The organism is Pseudoxanthomonas sp. LjRoot143, from assembly GCF_964252945.1.
Classification (GTDB): domain Bacteria; phylum Pseudomonadota; class Gammaproteobacteria; order Xanthomonadales; family Xanthomonadaceae; genus Pseudoxanthomonas_A.
The window spans coordinates 3,323,346-3,341,295 of record NZ_CAXUPM020000001.1 but is presented as its reverse complement, the minus strand read 5'-3'; the positions used below and the strand labels follow the sequence as shown (position 1 = coordinate 3,341,295).

Annotated in this window: 15 protein-coding genes; 12 read left to right on the top strand and 3 right to left on the bottom strand. The window is 68.7% G+C overall.

The window, feature by feature from the left end; translation table 11 throughout:
* The first annotated feature begins 12 nt into the window (after nt 1-12).
* A complete protein-coding gene (locus tag ACSQ1W_RS16225) occupies nt 13-948 on the top strand; it encodes a hypothetical protein (protein WP_436044686.1) in 936 nt (311 codons plus the stop codon).
* A complete protein-coding gene (locus tag ACSQ1W_RS16220; RefSeq protein WP_436044684.1) occupies nt 945-1,304 on the top strand; it encodes a hypothetical protein in 360 nt (119 codons plus the stop codon). The genes ACSQ1W_RS16225 and ACSQ1W_RS16220 overlap by 4 nt, the downstream gene beginning before the upstream one ends.
* A 90-nt stretch (nt 1,305-1,394) precedes the next feature.
* Here ACSQ1W_RS16220 and accC read toward each other — a convergent pair whose 3' ends face one another.
* From accC to aroQ, 3 genes are read right to left on the bottom strand one after another with little or no spacing between them, the layout of a single operon-like run.
* Entirely contained in the window at nt 1,395-2,762 is a 1,368-nt protein-coding gene (accC, locus tag ACSQ1W_RS16215) for an acetyl-CoA carboxylase biotin carboxylase subunit (protein WP_192273482.1), read from the bottom strand.
* Nucleotides 2,763-2,772: 10 nt separating this feature from the next.
* Entirely contained in the window at nt 2,773-3,255 is a 483-nt protein-coding gene (gene accB, locus ACSQ1W_RS16210; protein WP_192273480.1) for an acetyl-CoA carboxylase biotin carboxyl carrier protein, read from the bottom strand.
* Between the two features lie 47 nt (nt 3,256-3,302).
* Nucleotides 3,303-3,743, bottom strand: coding sequence for a type II 3-dehydroquinate dehydratase (gene aroQ / locus ACSQ1W_RS16205; RefSeq protein WP_436044682.1), 441 nt, complete (start codon nt 3,741-3,743; stop codon nt 3,303-3,305).
* A 250-nt stretch (nt 3,744-3,993) separates the two neighbouring features.
* Here aroQ and ACSQ1W_RS16200 point away from each other — a divergent pair, with 250 nt between their 5' ends.
* The 10 genes from ACSQ1W_RS16200 to ACSQ1W_RS16155 all read left to right on the top strand — a co-directional run bounded on the left by ACSQ1W_RS16200 (nt 3,994) and on the right by ACSQ1W_RS16155 (nt 17,944).
* Nucleotides 3,994-4,446, top strand: coding sequence for a low molecular weight phosphotyrosine protein phosphatase (locus ACSQ1W_RS16200; protein ID WP_436044680.1), 453 nt, complete (start codon nt 3,994-3,996; stop codon nt 4,444-4,446).
* A 192-nt stretch (nt 4,447-4,638) separates the two neighbouring features.
* A complete protein-coding gene (locus ACSQ1W_RS16195) occupies nt 4,639-6,996 on the top strand; it encodes a UDP-N-acetylglucosamine 2-epimerase (RefSeq protein WP_436044678.1) in 2,358 nt (785 codons plus the stop codon).
* Between the two features lie 67 nt (nt 6,997-7,063).
* Complete coding sequence (locus ACSQ1W_RS16190) at nt 7,064-9,322, top strand: polysaccharide biosynthesis tyrosine autokinase (protein ID WP_436044676.1); 2,259 nt, start codon at nt 7,064-7,066, stop codon at nt 9,320-9,322.
* A gap of 13 nt (nt 9,323-9,335) precedes the next feature.
* Nucleotides 9,336-10,769, top strand: coding sequence for an asparagine synthase-related protein (locus ACSQ1W_RS16185; protein WP_436044674.1), 1,434 nt, complete (start codon nt 9,336-9,338; stop codon nt 10,767-10,769).
* The gene (locus ACSQ1W_RS16180) at nt 10,769-11,818 is read left to right on the top strand and encodes a right-handed parallel beta-helix repeat-containing protein (RefSeq protein ID WP_436044673.1); all 1,050 of its coding nucleotides are present in this window, start codon (nt 10,769-10,771) and stop codon (nt 11,816-11,818) included. Before ACSQ1W_RS16185 ends, ACSQ1W_RS16180 begins: the two co-directional genes overlap by 1 nt.
* Nucleotides 11,819-12,167: 349 nt before the next feature.
* Nucleotides 12,168-13,364 (top strand): right-handed parallel beta-helix repeat-containing protein, encoded by a 1,197-nt coding sequence (locus ACSQ1W_RS16175; protein ID WP_436044671.1) that lies wholly within the window; start codon nt 12,168-12,170, stop codon nt 13,362-13,364.
* Between the two features lie 152 nt (nt 13,365-13,516).
* Nucleotides 13,517-14,671, top strand: coding sequence for a glycosyltransferase family 4 protein (locus ACSQ1W_RS16170; protein WP_436044669.1), 1,155 nt, complete (start codon nt 13,517-13,519; stop codon nt 14,669-14,671).
* The gene (locus ACSQ1W_RS16165; RefSeq protein WP_436044667.1) at nt 14,668-15,972 is read left to right on the top strand and encodes an oligosaccharide flippase family protein; all 1,305 of its coding nucleotides are present in this window, start codon (nt 14,668-14,670) and stop codon (nt 15,970-15,972) included. The genes ACSQ1W_RS16170 and ACSQ1W_RS16165 overlap by 4 nt, the downstream gene beginning before the upstream one ends.
* Nucleotides 15,969-17,108 carry a polysaccharide pyruvyl transferase family protein gene (locus tag ACSQ1W_RS16160; RefSeq protein ID WP_436044665.1) on the top strand — a complete coding sequence of 380 codons (1,140 nt, stop codon included), beginning with the start codon at nt 15,969-15,971 and terminating at the stop codon, nt 17,106-17,108. The genes ACSQ1W_RS16165 and ACSQ1W_RS16160 overlap by 4 nt, the downstream gene beginning before the upstream one ends.
* The gene (locus ACSQ1W_RS16155; protein ID WP_436044663.1) at nt 17,105-17,944 is read left to right on the top strand and encodes a glycosyltransferase family 2 protein; all 840 of its coding nucleotides are present in this window, start codon (nt 17,105-17,107) and stop codon (nt 17,942-17,944) included. The genes ACSQ1W_RS16160 and ACSQ1W_RS16155 overlap by 4 nt, the downstream gene beginning before the upstream one ends.
* Nucleotides 17,945-17,950 lie beyond the last annotated feature (6 nt).

Below are 17,950 nucleotides of genomic sequence, written 5' to 3'. Positions count from 1 at the left end.
GATAATGACGGCGTGCCCCGGAAGCTGCTGATACCGATAATGCTGGTGGGCCTGCTGGGGGCGCTGGCGTGGATGCCGCTGCGCCAGGCGGGTTGGCTGCCGCATGCGGCGACGCCGACCGCAGGCGCGGTCGACGAGCCGGCGGCACAGGTCCTGCCCGCGTCAGCCGCGCAACCGGTGTTGCGCCCGATGGCGGTGCGGACGGTACCTGCCCTGTCGCCGCTGCGGCGTGGATTCGAAGACAGCACCGACCTGTTCGCCTACTCGCGCGAACTGATGGCGCTCGCCGCCGCCGGCGATGCCGATGCGATGTGGCTGTTGAGCCTGGTGCAGGACCAGTGCGCGGGTTTCGCGGCCGATCCGGCCGGCTACACCCAGGACACCCGCGTCATCGCGGGCCTGGGCCTGTCCAGCGGCAACGCCATGCTGTCCGCGCGCCAGCGCGTACAGCAGCGCTGCGCACGGTTCGTACCGCAGGACGGATTCTCCCTGCCGGCCCTCATCGTCCAGCGCACGCAGGCGGCACGCGCCGGCAGTCTGGCGGCGGAGGCTTCGCTGCTGGCGATGGACCAGCCGCTGCGCGATGGCGACGACTACCGGCGCGATCTGGTGCAGCGCGTCCTCGATTCGGGCGATCCCTTCGCGTATCTCGCCATCGCGCCCGCGATGGGCACGATCGGGAGCGGGCGACGGGACACGCTGGGTGAGGTGTCGGGCAGCGACCTGAGCGAGATCGCCTGGCGCATCGCGTCCTGCCAGTTGGGCATGGACTGCAGCCCCAACGGTTCGATGATGACGAGCTACTGCGTGAACGGCGGCATCTGCTCGCAGGACGAATCGCAGGATTTCACCACCTTCGCGCGGGACGCTGGCGTCCCGCGACAGGGGGCGGACAACGTGGACGAGATGGTGGGCACCTTGCTGGCCCGCCCGGGAGTGGACGGATGAAATACAAGCGCACGCGGCCCGGAGTGAATCTCCTGGTCTGGGGACTGGTGGCGGTGGCGTATGCCGCCGCGGCCGCCACGATCGTCATCGAGACCCGCGACCCCGGCTTCCGGGACCTGTCGCGGATCGGGCACATGACCATCCATGCGCCGGACGATGTCCGCCGCCTTGGCGCTTCGCAGGTGGCCGCGCTCTACCGCGCACGCAGCGGCACGCCCTTCTCGACGCTGTCCCCCGGCAGCACGATCAAGGTCATCTGGCCCGATGGCTCGTCCGAAGTGGTAAGGGTCGTCGATCCCTCCTCGCCGATGGGCACCATGCCGGTGCCGGGCACGCAGCAGGCGCCGGACCGATAACGCGCCGCGCGATCGCATCGCGCCGGCAAACAGGAAGGGCCAGGATGTCGCCATCCTGGCCCTTTCTTTATTTCGCGTCGCGGATCCGTTTCAGACCAGCGAGATCGCCTTGTTCTTGCGTTCGGCCAGGCGCTTTTCCAGGTAGTGGATGTTCTGGCCGCCTGCCTGGAAGCCCTGGTCGCGCATGATGCGCTGCTGCAACGGGATGTTGGTCTTGATGCCGTCGATGACCATCTCGCTCAGCGCCACGCGCATGCGGGCGATGGCGGTCTCGCGGTCCGGACCGTGCACGATGAGCTTGGCGATCATCGAGTCGTAGTTCGGCGGCACGCGATAGCCTTCGTAGATGTGCGTGTCGACGCGCACGCCCGGGCCGCCCGGCGGATGGAAGTGCTGGATCAGGCCCGGATGCGGCATGAAGGTGTCCGGGTCTTCCGCGTTGATGCGGCATTCGATGGCGTGGCCGCGCAGCACGATGTCGGACTGCTTGATGGTCAGCTTCTGTCCGGCGGCGATGCGCAGCTGCTCGCAGACCAGGTCGATCCCGGTGATGCGCTCCGTCACCGGATGCTCCACCTGGATGCGGGTGTTCATCTCGATGAAGTAGAAGCGGCCGTCCTCGAACAGGAATTCGAAGGTGCCCGCGCCGCGATAGCCGATGCGGATGCAGGCTTCCACGCAGACCCTGCCGATCTCGTTGCGCAGTTCGTCGGTGATGCCCGGTGCCGGCGCTTCCTCGACGACCTTCTGGTGGCGACGCTGCATCGAGCAGTCGCGCTCGCCCAGGTGGATCGCGCCGCCCTGGCCGTCGGCGAGCACCTGGATCTCCACGTGGCGCGGGTTTTCCAGGAACTTCTCCATGTAGACCTCGCCGTTGCCGAACGCGGCCTTGGCTTCGGACTTGGTCATTTCGATGGCGGCCTTCAGTGCGCCTTCGACATGCACCACGCGCATGCCGCGACCGCCGCCGCCTCCCGCGGCCTTGATGATCACGGGGTAACCGATCTCGCGCGCGATCTTGGTGTTGGCGACGATGTCGTCGCCCAGCGGACCGCCGCTGCCCGGGACGCACGGCACGCCGGCGGCCTGCATGGCGCGGATGGCTTCCACCTTGTCGCCCATCATGCGGATGGTGTCCGCCTTCGGGCCGATGAAGATGAAGCCGGACTGCTCCACGCGTTCGGCGAAGTCAGCGTTCTCCGACAGGAAGCCGTAGCCGGGATGGATGGCCTGCGCGTCGGTGACCTCGGCCGCGGCGATGATCGCCGGGACGTTGAGGTAGCTGTCCTTGGACGCGGCCGGGCCGATGCAGACCGACTCGTCGGCCATGGCCACGTGCTTGAGGTTGCGGTCGACGGTGGAGTGCACCGCGACCGTGCGGATGCCGAGGGTGTGGCAGGCGCGCAGGATGCGCAGCGCGATCTCACCCCGGTTGGCGATGACGACTTTGTCCAGCATGGCGCGGACCTCAGCCGATCACGAACAGCGGCTGGTCGAATTCGATCGGCTGGCCGCTTTCGGCCAGGATCGACAGCACGGTGCCGGACACGTCGGCTTCGATGGGGTTGAACATCTTCATGGCCTCGATGATCGCCAGCGTCTCGCCGGCCTTCACCGACTGGCCGACGCTGACGAACGCCGGCTTGTCCGGCGACGGCGAGGCATAGAACGTACCGACCATCGGCGCGCGCACCACATGGCCGTCGGGCAGGGCGTTGCCGGCCTTGGCGGTGCCACCGGTGGAGGCCTCGGTGGGCGAGCTCATCGGCATCGGGGCGGCCGCGCGGGGTTCGGCGGCGTAGGCAACCGGTGCGGGTGCTGCGGGAACGGCGTAACCGCCCTTCGGCGTGCGCGCCAGGCGCACGGATTCTTCGCCTTCCTTGATCTCGATTTCGGCCAGGTTCGACTCTTCCAACAGGTCGATCAGTTTCTTGATTTTGCGGAGATCCATGGGAGCCTCGTGGTTGAACGTCGTTCCCCGCGGGGAACAGAGGAAAGTCAGGTCGGCAGCCGCTGCAGGGCGGCGTCCAGCGCATAGCGGTAGCTGTCGGCACCGAAACCGCAGACCACGCCGACCGCCTTGTCGCTGAGGTAGCTGGTATGGCGGAAGGGTTCGCGGCTGTGCGGGTTGGACAGGTGGACTTCGATGAAGGGCAGGGCCACCGCCGCCAGCGCGTCGCGGATCGCGACCGAGGTGTGGGTGAAGGCGGCCGGATTGATCAGGATGAAAGCGGTGCCGTCGGTGCGGGAGGCCTGGATGCGGTCCACCAGCGCGTGCTCGGCGTTGGATTGGAAGGCGTCCAGCTGGTGACCGGCGGCCTGGGCCTGTGCGGTCAGCGCCAGGTCGATGTCCGCCAGCGTCGCGCGCCCGTAGACCTCCGGCTCGCGGGTGCCGAGCAGGTTGAGGTTGGGGCCATGCAGGACCAGCAGCTTCGCCATTCGGCTCTCCAGCGGAAGGGCGGCAGTCTGCGCGAAGCGGGCGATGCTGTCCAGTTCGCCGAAGTTTCCCTAGATTTAAGCGATTGTTTGAATCTGGCGCCGGGTCACGTGGTGGGACGTCGGTGCGGAGTGCCTATATAAGAGGTGTGGGCAGCGCGGAGTGCGGATACCCATGGTCACCTCACGTTCGCCCGGGCGGCGGCGGGGTGCCCTAGGCTGGCGGTCCCGCCGGATCGCCGATGATCCCTGCATGTTCACGTTACACGTCGTCTGCATGGGCAACCTGTGCCGCAGCCCGATGGCCGCGGCGCTGTTCCGTGCGCGACTGCCGGTAGACCGCTGCCGGGTGGTGTCTGCGGGGCTGGCGGTGCCGGCCGGCCGGCCGGTCGCCCCGCTGACGGTGGCCACGCTGCGCGCGAATGGCCTGCCGGTGCCACAGGCGTCACCCCGCCAGTTCGACCCGGCGACGGTCGCGGACGAAGACCTGGTACTCGCCATGCAGCACCGCCATGTCCGCGCGCTGCGGGCGCTGGCGCCGCACGCGCGCCCGCGCATCCAGTTGCTCGGCCGATGGATGCCGCAGCGGGAGATCGACGATCCGATGGGCGGCGGCATGGAGGACTTCGCGCGTGCCTTCGCGCACATCGCCGCGTGCGTCGAGCAATGGTGCGCACGCGACGCGCGACTCTCGACGCGGATGTGAAGCGCGTGAAGAGCGTTAACGCGCGCGATGCGTTTTCCTGACTGATCCGTTACGCGCGCGCCTCCATTTCATGCGCTCGTCAAATTGCTGTCCGTAGTTTCGGCAGTGCACCAATCCCGCCCTCCACGACACGGAGACTTCGAACGGATCGAAGCCTCGAGGAGGGCCTTGTCCACAGCAATCAGGTGAAAGATGGAGAATGCACGGGTCGTTGCCGCCAGCGCCATCGCCTTGGCCGCGACGTTGTTCGCCATATTCTCGATGCGGCCCTGGGCGCGGCGCGTAGGTCTGGTCGACCGTCCCGCCGGGCGGAAGCAGCACGTCGGCCGCGTGCCGGTGATCGGCGGCATCTGCTTCTTCGTCGGTACGCTGGTGGGCCTGGGCTACCTGGGCTACGTGGACCGGTTTGTCATGAGCCTGATGATGGGCAGCGCGCTGATCGTCGCGATCGGCGTGGCCGACGACATCAGCCATCTCAGCGTGCGCACGCGACTGCTGGTGGAAGCGGCCATCGTCGGCCTGGTGATCCTGAGCACCGGCTACTACCTCGACCACGTGGGCGGACTGATTCCGTGGCTGGACCTGCGCCTGGGTCTGCTCGGCATTCCGGTGACCATCGTTGCCGTGATCGGGCTGATGAACGCCTTCAACATGCTCGATGGCATCGACGGGCTGGCCGCGTCCACGGCGATGGTCTGCATTGCGGCCATCCTGCTGTATTCGCATTCGGGCGTTCCCGGCGTCGGCGCCATGCTGATGCTGCAGATCCTGTTCGCCTCGCTGATCCCCTATGTCTTCGTCAATCTCGGCTGGCCCGACGGGCGCAAGATCTTCATGGGGGATGCCGGCAGCACCACCATCGGTTTCCTGGTCGGCTGGAGCCTGATCTACCTCAGCCATCAGAGCGTGAAGCGGGTGGTGCCGGTGGAAGTGCTGTGGTGCGTGGCGCTGCCGCTGATGGATACCGCGGCGGTGATGTACCGCCGCATGCGCCGCGGGCGCTCGCCATTCGCGGCCGATCGCCAGCACCTGCACCACCTGCTGCTGGACCGGGGCCTGTCGGCGCAGACGACGCTGTGGACCATCGTGTCGATGGGCGCGATGCTGGCGCTGCTGGGCTACGCGCTGCGCGGCGTGCCGCAACCGCTGAGTTTCCTGGTGTTCGTCGCCGTCGTCGTGGGCTACGTCACCGGGTTCTCGCGACTGCTCGACATGACGGCGCGCCGGATATCGGGATCGCCCGTGCATCCGGATGCGCGCAGGACGCGTGGCGACATCCCCGACGACGCCGAACTGAACCATGCGCCGGTATCCGTACGCCCGCTCGGCCAGCGTCCGCACGAAGCCGCCAGCATGCGCATCGCACCCGCCGACGGCCCGCGCGACCACGATGCGCCGCTGCACGCGTTGTGCCTGGTCAATGCCTCGTGCGAGGGCGCGGGCGTGGCACCGATCGCGCGGCGGCTGGCCGACGACGACCGCTTCCATGCGACGGTCTGCACGACCGAAGGGCATGGGGGCGATGCAGGCCACCTCCTGCAGATGTTCGGACTGGAGGCGCAGGCCAGCCTGTCCAGCGAGGGCGGCGTGGATGCGCGCGGCGAGCAGCAGGCGGCAATGCAGCAGTTGCTGGGCGAGACGAATCCGGACGTGGTGGTCGTGCCTGGCGACGCGCCACTGACGTTCGCGATGAGCCTGGCCGCGCACGCCTGCGACGTCCCGCTCGTCTGCGTGGACGCCGATGCGCCGGCGTCCGGCACCCAGCATTGGCCCAGCGATGCGAGCCGCCGCATCGTGCAGTCGCTCGCGGCCCTGCACGTGGCACCGAGCGAAGCGACGGGCCGCCGGTTGAGTGGCGAGGGCGTGCCGCGCGAGAGCATCCTCGTGCACGCCGACGCAGCCGACGATGCGCTGCGCACAGCGCTGCGCCAGATCCGCCGCGACGCCGACCTGTCCCGCTCGCTGGCCGAAGGCTTCGGCTTCCTGCGCAGCAATGCGCCGCTGCTGCTCGCGGTCAGTGCGCGCCGGGACACGACCGAGCAGGGCGCGTTTTCCGACGCACTGGCGCTGGTCGCCCGCCGCCGGCCCGACGTGGACATCGTCTGGGTAGGGGGTGTGGGCGTATCGCCCGGCGAGGGCGGCGATCCGCTGCACACCTTCGCGAACGTGCATCCGCTGGAGGTCGACGACTTCCTTGCCTGGGCCTACCTGCTGGAGCGCGCCTACCTGGTGCTGGTGGGAACGGGCGCGCCGCCGCCGCGGCGCCTGCTGGGCAAGCCGGTGCTGATCGTGCGCGAAGAACTGGCAGGTGCCGAGGGCGGTGCCATCGCCATCGGCACCACGCCGGTGGCGATCGCCGGTCGTGCGCTCACGTTGCTGAGCGACGAGGCGGTCTACCTGTCGTTGTGCGCCGCGCCCGATCTCAACGTGCCCGCCGACGACGGCTGCGCACCGGTGCTGGATGCGCTGGCAGGACTGCGCGCGCCGCCCCCCGTGACCCACGCGTCCACGATGGGCGATGCGCTCGGCGCACGCGCGGCCGCGTCCTGACGTTGACCGTCCCGCTCGCCCTGGGCGCAGGCGGTCGTATTCCCATGACATGCAATCGAGGTGAACCATGGCCAGGCAACTGATCACGCGACGAGGTTCGGAACGTCCGCCCCTGATGGCGGCGTCCGGACGCAACGACGACGTCGACATCCCCGCGCTGGTCTCCACGCTCAGTGCGAAGAAGCGGCTGATCCTGCTCGGCACGGCGGCCTTCGTGCTCGCCAGTGTCGCCTACCTGGCGGTGGTGACGCCCAAGTACGAGGCCAATGCGGTGGTCCAGGTGGAGAGCCGGCCGGCCATTCCGCCCGGCCTCAGCCAGAGCGCGGCGACGCAGGCACCCCCGGCGCTGCCGACGCCGGGCACCACCGAAGTGCAGCTGCTGACGTCGCGCCGGGTGATCGGCGAAGCCATGCAGCGGCTGGACCTGGACGTCGACGTGAAGCCGTCGCACGTGCCGGTGGTGGGCGATTTCATCGCTCGGCGTTACCAGCAGTCCAACCCGGGCACCCTGGCGAAGCCCTGGTTCGGCCTGTCGAAGTACGGCTGGGGCGGCGACGTCCTCGACATCGCACGCCTGGAGGTGCCCGACCACCTTCAGGGCGTGCCGATGGAACTGACCGCCGCAGGCGGTGGGCGCTACGTGCTGTCGGCGCAGGGCCAGGTGCTCGTGCGCGGTCGCGTCGGCGAACCGGTCAACGCCGAGGGCATCGCGATGCAGGTGCAGCGCCTGACCGCCAACCCCGGCATGCGCTTCCAGGTGACGCGTTACGATCCCGCCGCCGCGCTGGCCGCACTGAAGGACAACATCACCGCCACCGAGATGGGCCGCAATTCGGGCGTCATCGGCCTGGTCTACGCGCATGCCGATCCCGAGCGTGCGCGGCGGGTACTGGATGAAGTCACCCAGGCCTATGTCCGCCAGAACGTGGCGCGTACCTCGGCCGAAGCGGCCAGCCGGCTGAAGTTCGTGTCCGAGCAGCTGCCGAAGGTGCGCGACGAACTGGCCAAGGCGCAGGCAGCGCTGACCGCCTACCAGACGCGGTCGCAGACGCTGGACGTGGAAAGCCAGAACCGCGCGCTGCTGGACCAGACCATCGCCCTCGATTCGGCGGTCCAGCAGTTGCGCATCAAGATGACCGAGGTCGAGAACCGCTATACCTCGGCGCATCCGACGTATCGCGCGCTGCAGGACCAGATCAACCGCTTCACCGGCGAACGCAACAGCCTGCAGGGCCGCATCCGCGACCTGCCGGATGCGCAGCAGGCGCTGTTCCGCCTGAACCGCGATGTCGAGGTGACCAACCAGACCTACGCCACCCTGATGGACCAGGCGCAGCAGCTGGAGATCGCCAAGGCGAGCGCGGTCGGCAACGCGCGGATCATCGATCCGGCGGCCGTCAACCTCAACAGCCCGGCCTGGCCGAAGCCATTGCCGGTGCTGCTGGCCGGTACGCTGCTCGGCCTGGGCGTGATGGTGGCCTTCGTGCTGGCGCAGCAGATGTTCCGTCGTGGCGTCGAGGATCCGATCGACATCGAACTGCTCGGCCTGCCGGTGTATGCCTCCATCCCGCACAGCCGGAAGGGCCAGGATCTCGCGCGCCGCCGCATCGGCCAGCGCCGCGACGGCCGCCACCGCCTGCTGGCGCTGGCCGCGCCGACCGACCTGGCGATGGAAGCGCTGCGTTCGCTGCGCACCAGCCTGCACTTCGCGCGCATGCGCACACGCAACAACCTGCTGATGATCTCGGCGCCCAGCCCGGGCGTCGGCAAGACCTTCATCTGCGCCAACCTGGCGGTGACCATCGCGCAGACCGGGCAGCGCGTGCTGCTGATCGACGCCGACATGCGGCGCGGCACGTTGCACGATGCGGTGGGCGTGCGCTGGGAAGGCGGCCTGTCCGACGTCATCGCCGGCCGCGTGCCGCTGGACGAGGCCATCCGCAAGGTCGCCGGCGCGGAGAACCTGTCGTTCATCTCGCGCGGCGCGATCCCATCGAACCCGTCCGAACTGCTGATGCACGAGAACTTCAGTGCGCTGCTGAAGCGTGTCTCCGGCGAGTACGACATCGTGCTGATCGATACGCCCCCGGTGCTGGCGGTGACCGACGCGGCGGTCATCGGTCACCACGCGGGTACCTGCCTGATGGTGGTGCGCTGGGGCCTCAACCAGCAGCGCGAGATCGCGCTGGCCAAGCAGCGCCTGGAGCAGACCGGCGTGGAAGTGAAGGGCGCCATCTTCAATGGCGTGGAGAAGCGGGGCGCGGGCGAGTATGCCTACAGCTACTACGAGTACCTGCCGGCGCCGCGCGCCAGCCACGGTCGTTGAGGGAGCGCCAACGATGCAGATCACCATGTCGCCCTATTACGGCACGCCGGACTTCACCGTGCTGGACCGCCATCCCGAGTACCACCGGGTGGATCCGGTCTCGGTCGCCGACCTGCTGCGCAATGCCTTCGTCTATCCGCCGCACTCCATCTACGAAGGCGTCAAGCTGGTGACGTTCGGATTTTCGGCGCACCAGGACATGCGCGGCACGCCGGATTTCCACTTCAAGTTCCGCAACGCGGGCGAAGTTCCCGAAGTGGAGGAGCGGCCGCAGGACTGGATCGCGGTCTACCACCGCATGCTGTGCGATGCGATCACCCGCACCTGCGCGGACATGCGCTCGCCCTGGTTGCTGCAGAGCGGCGGCAAGGACTCCACCACGCTGGCGATCGCCCTGGCGGATGCGCGGCCGGACGCGACCTGCATCACCTATCTTGGCGGTCGCGAGGAGAACGAACTCGACTCCGCGCGCCATGTCGCCACCCGGCTCGGCCTGCGGCACGAGGCGCTGGTCTGCGATCCGGGACGCGCCTACGACCGTTATCTCGCACTGGCGGCGCGCATGCCGCTGCTGACGGCGGACTTCGCCCTGCTGTCCTATGCGGACCTCGCCACCGAAGTGGCGGCGCGCGACGGCGACGGACTGATCGATGGCCTGGGCGCCGACAGTTACTTCGGCACACCGGTCGACCGGCAGCAGCAGCTGACGGTCCGCCTCGCGCGCGGACTGCGGCTTCCGTTCGATGCCACCGGCCTGCCGGGCGTGGCGGGCAGCTTTCCGCTGTGCTTCGCGCTCGGTACGCTGCAGATGACGCCGATCGAACGCGTGTTTCCGGGCTCGCGCTTCAGTGACGCGGAAGTGGATGGCCTGTTCGGCCGCGACATCGCACGGCAGTCGCGCGAGCGGCTGTCGCTGTTCAAGGCCGAGATCGCCTCCGCCACCAGCGCCTGGGAATGGCGCGACATGTCGATGTCCATCGCCGGTTCCGCCGGGGCGTTTGCCAAGGGGTTGTACACCGCGCATGCGGCAGGCCTGGGCGTGGCGTATCCGTTCTGCGACCGCGCGTTGCGGGAATGGATCCATCACGAAGTGCCGCGGCGGCAGAAGGTGGATCCGGAGACCGGACTCAACAAGGTGCTCATCCGCCGCCATATCGCCGCGCACTTCGGCGAGTTGCCCTATGTGCAGCGCAAGGGCAGTTTCCGCTTCGATGTCTGTGGGCTGGCGGCGCAGCGTTTCGAGCAGGTCCATGCATTCGCCGGACAGGCGCGTGACGCGCTCCCCGGCGCCGTCGCGTGGCTGGAGCGCAATCGTGGTCGCCTCGACAACAAGTACCACGCATCGAAGTTCTACCTGCTGGCGGTGGTCCTGCCCTGGCTGGCGGCGCATGCGGCGGACACCGCAGCGGTCGCGCCGGACCCGCGCCGGGAATCGATGGCGGCCTGATGCGGCTGTCGCGACGACGACTGGTCGGCGCGGGCGCGGGGCTGGCCCTCGCGTCGTTGCTGCCGCCCGCACTGGCGGCGACGCTCGATCCGCGTGATTTCGGCGTGCGCGGCGATGGCCGCCACGACGACACGCGCGCCCTGCAGGCGGCCATCGATGCGTTGCCGGCCGGTGGCACGCTGGCGCTGGGGCCGGGCAACTACGTCATCGATCCGGAGCGCAGCCTCCGGCTGCGCACGCGCACGCGCCTGTCGATGGATCCCGAGACGCGTCTGATCGCAAAGGCAAATGCTGCGCCCCGGGCGTACGTCCTGCTGATCGAAGGCGTGCACGACGTGGAGGTGAGCGGCGGACGCATCGTCGGCGATCGCGACCATCATCTTTCGACCGCGGGCGAGTGGGGTCACGGCATCATGGTGCGCGGCGCGGAGTCCGTCCTGCTGCGCGACCTGCACATCGCGCGGTGCTGGGGCGACGGCATTTCCGTCGGCGGCATCAGTGGCGCGCGCGTGGTGCCCAGCCGTGACATCCGCATCGAGGATGTCGTCTGCAGCGGCAATCGCCGGCAGGGCCTGACGATCGGCCGGTCGCGCAATGTCCGCGTACTGCGTTCGCACTTCCTCGCCACCCGCGGCACGTTGCCCGGTTGCGGCATCGACATCGAGCCTGACCCGGGCGACAGCGCCGAAGACATCGCCATCGAGGCCTGCACGCTGCGCGGCAACCATGGCGCGGGCCTGCAGGTGTACGAACGTGGCCGCCGCATCACCGTGCGTCGTTGCATCATCCGCGGGAACCGCGGCGACGGCGTGCTGATCCGCGGCGGAGAGCAGTGCGTGCTGGAAGACAACGACATCGTCGACAACGGCCTGCGCGGAATCGCCGTGCGCGCAGGTGGACGCGACATCACCGTGGCCGGCAACCGGTTCTCGGGCAATGCCGCGGGACTGCGGCGGCAACGTCCGCAGGACGTGAAGGGCTGGATGCACGTGGACGTGGCGAAAGCGGCGAAGGGCATTCGCGTGGACCGGAACAACCGGTTCGAGTAGGGTGGCGCGCCTGCGGGTCGCGCGCGAAGTGAACGCATCCGTCCGCACAAGCGGACTTATCCGCGCACACAAGCGACCTCATCCGCGCTGGCGAAGCGAACTCAGCCGCGTCGACGCGCGTGAATATGCGTGACGGTGATCGCGCGAACGACACGCGAACGGCTCAAGTGTTTGAAAGCGCTCACAAATATGCGCTGGCATTAATCGATGGTTGCTTTCGCGTCGCTATAGTCGCCGCCGTCGTGATTTCACACGACGCTCACATGGCTATTTTCCGACAGGCGTTCGCCTGCAAGGGGTTGGGTTCGTGAAGAAGAATGTTCTCGCGCATGACGTGCGCGGGGCCGGAATGCCTCGGCGTGATTTCCTGCGCAAGTCGATGCTCGTCGCCGTGCCTGCCATCGGCGTGGCCAGTGGCATCCCGCGCGCGCTGGGTGCGGTGATGGCCGGCAACATGCCCGCGCTGGCCGCTTCGGCGACGGCGGTTTACGAACCGCCGGTCCGCGCGCGCGGCGGCGCCACGGTCAACGTCCGCACCTGGGGAGCCGCAGGCGACGGCGCACGCGACGACACCACCTCGTTCCAGTCCGCCATCGATGCGCTACCCGCGGCCGGTGGTACGGTGCACGTGCCAGCGGGCGACTACGTCATCGACCCGACCCGCAATGTGCGCCTGCGCAGCAACATGCACCTGGAACTCGCGGAAGGCGCCATCCTGCGCGCCAAGCGCAACGACCAGGAGCGCGCCTACGTGCTGATGGTCTACAAGGTCAGCAACGTGGAGATCTCCGGCGGCCGCATCATCGGCGACCGCGACAACCACCTCGGCACGACCGGCGAATGGGGGCACGGCATCATGGTGCGCGGCTCCACCGCCGTGACCATCCGCGACCTGCACGTATCCAAGTGCTGGGGCGACGGCATTTCCATCGGCGGCGCAATGGTGACCAATGCGCCGACCATCCCGTGCAACGACGTGGTCATCGCCAACATCGTGAGCACCGGCAACCGCCGGCAGGGCATGACGATCGGGTGCGCGACCAACGTCAAGGTGTACGACAGCGAGTTCAGCGCCACGCGCGGCATCGCGCCCGAGTGCGGCATCGACGTGGAGCCGGACGCCAACGACGCCCGCATCACTTCGACGGTCCATATCGAGAACTGCCTCATCCGCGGCAACGCCGGCAACGGGCTGCTGCTGTACAAGCGCGTCAAGGGCGTGACGGTGAAGCGCTGCATCGTCGAGCACAACGGCGGGCACGGCATCCTGACCATCGGTCCGGAGGGCGGCTACATCGCGCTCAACACGATCCGCCACAACCATCTCGTGGGCCTGATGTTGGGCGCCAACACCTACAACTACCAAGTGAGCGGCAATACGTTCCGCAACAACAACACGCGACTGCACGGAGTCAACACGACCGTCGTCAATCCGCTGGTGTCGATGACCGGGATAGTGGAAGGCAACAAGGGCAACGGCGCGCACGTGGCGAAAGTGTCCACGGCGACGGACATCCGGGTGACGACGAACCACTTCGCGAAGTAATCCGCCGGGGTGAAGAGTGCGTCAAGAGGCGGCCGCAAGGCCGCCTCTTCTTTTGCGCGTTCATCCGTGCCTGCGCCTTGTGGTGAGTGCGTCAATGGATTCCGGCGGGTCGTTTCCTAGAATCCAGGGCATCGCTTTGTGCGGAGCCCGCCTTGAAGTTCATCCTGTTCGCCAACACCGACTGGTACCTCTACAACTTCCGCCTGTCCACCGCGCGGGAACTGCAGGCGCGCGGCGTCGACGTGGTCATGGTGTCGCCGCCCGGCGAGTTCGGCCGGCGTTTCGCCCAGCACGGCGTGCGATGGATACCGCTGCGCATGCAGCGGGCAAGCCTCAATCCCCTGCGCGAGGCGGGAACGCTCGCGAACCTGGTGTCGCTGCTGCGCGACGAGCGCCCGGACCTGCTGCACAGCTTCACCCTGAAATGCGCGGTGTACGGTGCGCTGGCGGCACGCGCGGCGAAGGTTCCCGCGTACGTCAATGCGGTGACCGGGCTGGGCTACGTGTTCGCCAGCCAGCGCGCAAAGGCGCGCGCGCTGCGCCCGGTGGTGTCCACGCTGATGCGCCTCGCGCTCGGAAGCGAACGCTCGCGTGTGATCCTGCAGAATCCCGACGATGCGCAGGCGTTCCACTCGCTGCGCCTCGCACCGCCGCAACACATCCGCATGATCCGCAGCTCGGGCGTCGACATCGCCCGCTTCAATGCCGACGGTCGCGACTCGCGTGGCGAGGGCGCATTGCGCGTGTTGCTGGCCGCGCGCCTGTTGAAGGAGAAGGGCGTACAGGAGTTCGTCGATGCATCGGCACAACTGCGCGCCGAGGGTCGCGACATCCACTTCCTGCTCGCCGGCATGCCGGACGAGGGCAACCCGAGCTCGGTGACGCGCAGCGACGTCGAGGCCTGGCAGGCGCAGGGCCTGGTGCGCTGGCTGGGCCACGTGGACGACATGCCGGCATTGCTGCGCGACGTGGATGTGATGGCGCTGCCCAGCTACTACCGCGAGGGCGTGCCGAAGAGCCTGATCGAGGCGGCCGCGTGCAGCATCGCGCTGGTGACGACCGATCTTCCCGGATGCAGGGAGGTGGTGACGCGCGATGGCCACGATGGACTGCACGTCGAGCCTCGCAGCGCCGCCTCGCTGGCGCGGGTGCTGGCGCGCCTCGACGATGATCGCGGGCTCCTGCAGTCGCTGGGCGAGCGCGCGCGCCAGAAGGCGCTGGCCGACTTCGACGAGCGCGTGGTGATCCGGCGCACCTGCGAGGTGTACGACGAACTGCTGCCCCGGCCGCTCGCGGCGGCGGCATGAGCCAGGTCCTGTCCATGCCGTGGCGCCCGGCGATAGCCGCGCTGTCCGTGTTGTCGCTGGCGACGGCCGCGGGCGCGGCGATGGTGTTCCTCACCCAGGTGTTGCTCGCGCGCCATTTCGGCCCGGCGCAGTACGGCCTGTTCGCCTCGTCGCTGGCGACGGTCAGCCTGGTGGCACCGCTGGCGGGCTTCGGCCTGTCCCAGTTCCGGTTGAAGGCGCACGGCGCCGAAGGATGGTCCGCCGAACGGTGGCAGCCGGCGTCGTCGCGCTTCATCGCCGTCACCAGCGTGCTGGCCGTCGGCGGCGTGATGCTGTGGGCGTTGATCGGTCCGCCGGTGGATGCCGACACGCGCACCATGTTGCTCGTGCTTGCACCCTTCATCCTCGGCCTGCTGGCGGTGGAGCAGATCGGCAGCAAGCTGCGCCTGGAAGAGCGGCATGCGGCGCTGGCGGGGTGGCAACTGATGCTGCCGGCGGGGCGCTTGGCGATCGCGCTGCTCGCGGTGGCCGGCCTGTCGCTGTCGATCGATGCCGTGGCATGGGGACATGCGGCGTTGGCAGTGCTCGTATTCGCGTTGGCCGTGCCGCAGTGGCAGGCCATGCGGCGTGGCGACTGGACACTGAGAGGCCATGGGCCACGCAGCGCCAGCGGTATGCGCGACATCGTGCAGCCGGATGCGCGCGCCCTGTTCCGGCACGCATGGCCGTACGGGGTCGCTGCCGTGCTGTATCCGGTGTTCTTCCAGATCGGCACCGTGCTGTTGAAGTACCTGCGCGGCGATGCGGAGGCCGGCCTCTTCGGCATCGCGCTGGCGGTGATGACCGCGATCTACCTGTTCCCCACCACCGTGTACCAGAAGTTCCTGCTCGCGCGGCTGCATCGCTGGGCCGTGCATGACCGCGCGCGCTTCCGCCAGGTGTACCGGCTGGGCTGCATCGGCATGCTGCTCAGCGGACTCGCGGTCGGCGGCATGCTGGCCTTGCTGGCCGGCCATGCCGTGTGGCTGTTCGGCAACCCGTACGACGGCATCACCCCCTTGCTGATGTGGCTGGCGCTGTGCGTGCCGATCCGCTTCCTGTCCACCGCGGTGGGATCGGTGCTGTTGACGGAAGGACAGATGCTGTACCGCGTCGGCGCGATGCTGGCAGCGGCCGCAGCTGCTGTGGTCCTCAACCTGGCGCTGATTCCCCATTACGGCGCATCGGGCGCCGCCTTCGCGACGATCCTCGCGGAGGCGCTGTTGCTGGTCGCCCTGTATGCCGGGGCCCGTCGTGCGCCGGCCCTGCGGGGTGCGCCATGACGGCCCTGCGGACCGCGTTCACCGGCTACTACGGCATGCGCAACTTCGGCGACGATCTGTTCGGCGTGCTGTGCGCGATGGCGGCGCAGTCGTACTGGCGCGCGCAACCCAGCGTGGTGGGACCGCCGCTGCGGGACGCGCCCGCGCGCAGCACCGTGCCGCGGCGCTATCCGCCGCGCTGGTACGGCAGCACCGGCGTGGTGGGCAAGGCCAGCCGCTGGCTCAGCTTCGCGCGCGGCCTCCATGATTGCGACGTACTGGTGATGGGCGGCGGCTCGGTGATCACCGCGCGCGAGTCGTTCCGCAAACCGATGATGCTGTCGGCGGCCGGGCGCGGGGTGACGCTGGCGGCGGTGGGCGTATCGATCGGTCCCTTCCATGACGAGCGCTCGCGGGAGTCGGTGGCGGAGTTCCTGCAACGCTTCAGCTACCTCTCGGTGCGCGACGCGCGCTCGCATCGCGAGGCGCAGGCGCTGGGCGTAGGGTCGATCACCCACGCCGGCTGCGACCTCGCCGCGCTGCTGCCCTGGCTGACGCCGCGCGAGCCGCGTCCCGCGCCGGCACCCGGCGCACCGGTCCGCATCGGCATCGCACCCTGCCACTACCGCGAGGACGGCGACTATGCCGCCGCTCCGCCGAAGCGGCGCTGGGAGGAGCAGCTCATCGCGTCGCTCGCCCGCTTGCGCAGCACACGTCCGGTCATCGTCGATGTCTTCAGCCTCAACGAACACGAACGCCACGGAGACCGTGCGTTGGCACGATCACTGGTGGAGCGGTTGCGGACCGAAGGCCTCGACGCGCACTGGCAGGGCTATGCGCGGCAGGATCCCCTGCACACGGTCGACGCACTGGCGGCCTGCGACGCGGTCGTCAGCGCCCGCCTGCACGGCGCGATCGTGTCGTATCTGCACGGCGTGCCGTTCATGATCGTCGACTACCATCCGAAATGCCGCGACTTCGCCGACGACATCGGGCTGGATGCGTCGCTGCGCGTCACCGCGCAGGACACCGACAACCCGTTCGGCGCGGCGCTGCCTGCGCTGCTCGCCGGTGAACTGGCGCCGCGCGTTCCGCCCCATGCTTACGCGCAGCGGGCACCGGACGTTTTCCAGCGCGCACCCTGGGCCACGCCATGAACGAGCAACGAGTGGGTACCGCCGCCTCCACGACCGCGCCCGTCAGCGTGGTGGTGCCCTGCTACCGCTGCGCGGACACGATCGCCGAGTCCGTCGCGTCCATCGATGCACAACAGCGCCGGCCGTCCGAAGTCCTGCTCGTCGACGACGCCAGCGGCGACGGCACGCTGGAGGCGCTACACCGCATAGCGGCGGTGTATCCGCCAGGCTGGGTGAAGGTGGTGACGTCGCCCGCGAACGGCGGGCCGTCGCAGGCCCGCAACCTGGGATGGAAGGAGGCGACGCAGCCTTACATCGCCTTCCTGGATGCCGACGACACCTGGGTGCCGGAGAAGATCGCACTGCAGATGCGTGAGCTCGAGCGCGATCCGCAGATCGCGCTGATCGCGCACAGAATGGCGATCCTGCCGCGGGGCTCGACGCCGGATCCGGTGCGTGCGCCGGCGCGGCTCCAGACCATCGGCCGTCGCCGCTTTCTGCTCAACAACCCGTTTCCGACCGCGTCGGTCATCCTGCGCCGCGATCTGCCGTTCCGCTTCGACGAACGTTTCCGTCGCGTGGAGGATTTCCTGCTGTGGGCGCAGATCGGCTTTTCCGGCTATCGCTGCGTCAAACTCAGTCAGGTCCTCGCGTACTGGCACAAGCCGACGTTCGGTGCCTCCGGCCTGAGCGGCGATCTCGACGCGATGCATCGCGCGGGCAAGGAGGTGCGGCAGGAACTGCTGCGCACGGGCATGGTCACCCGTGGCGAGCACTGGCTGGCGCGCGGATTCGGCATGATCCGGCGTGGTCGTCGTCGCGTGCTGTTGATGATGCGCACGGCAGGCGCGGGTTGAGGCGTC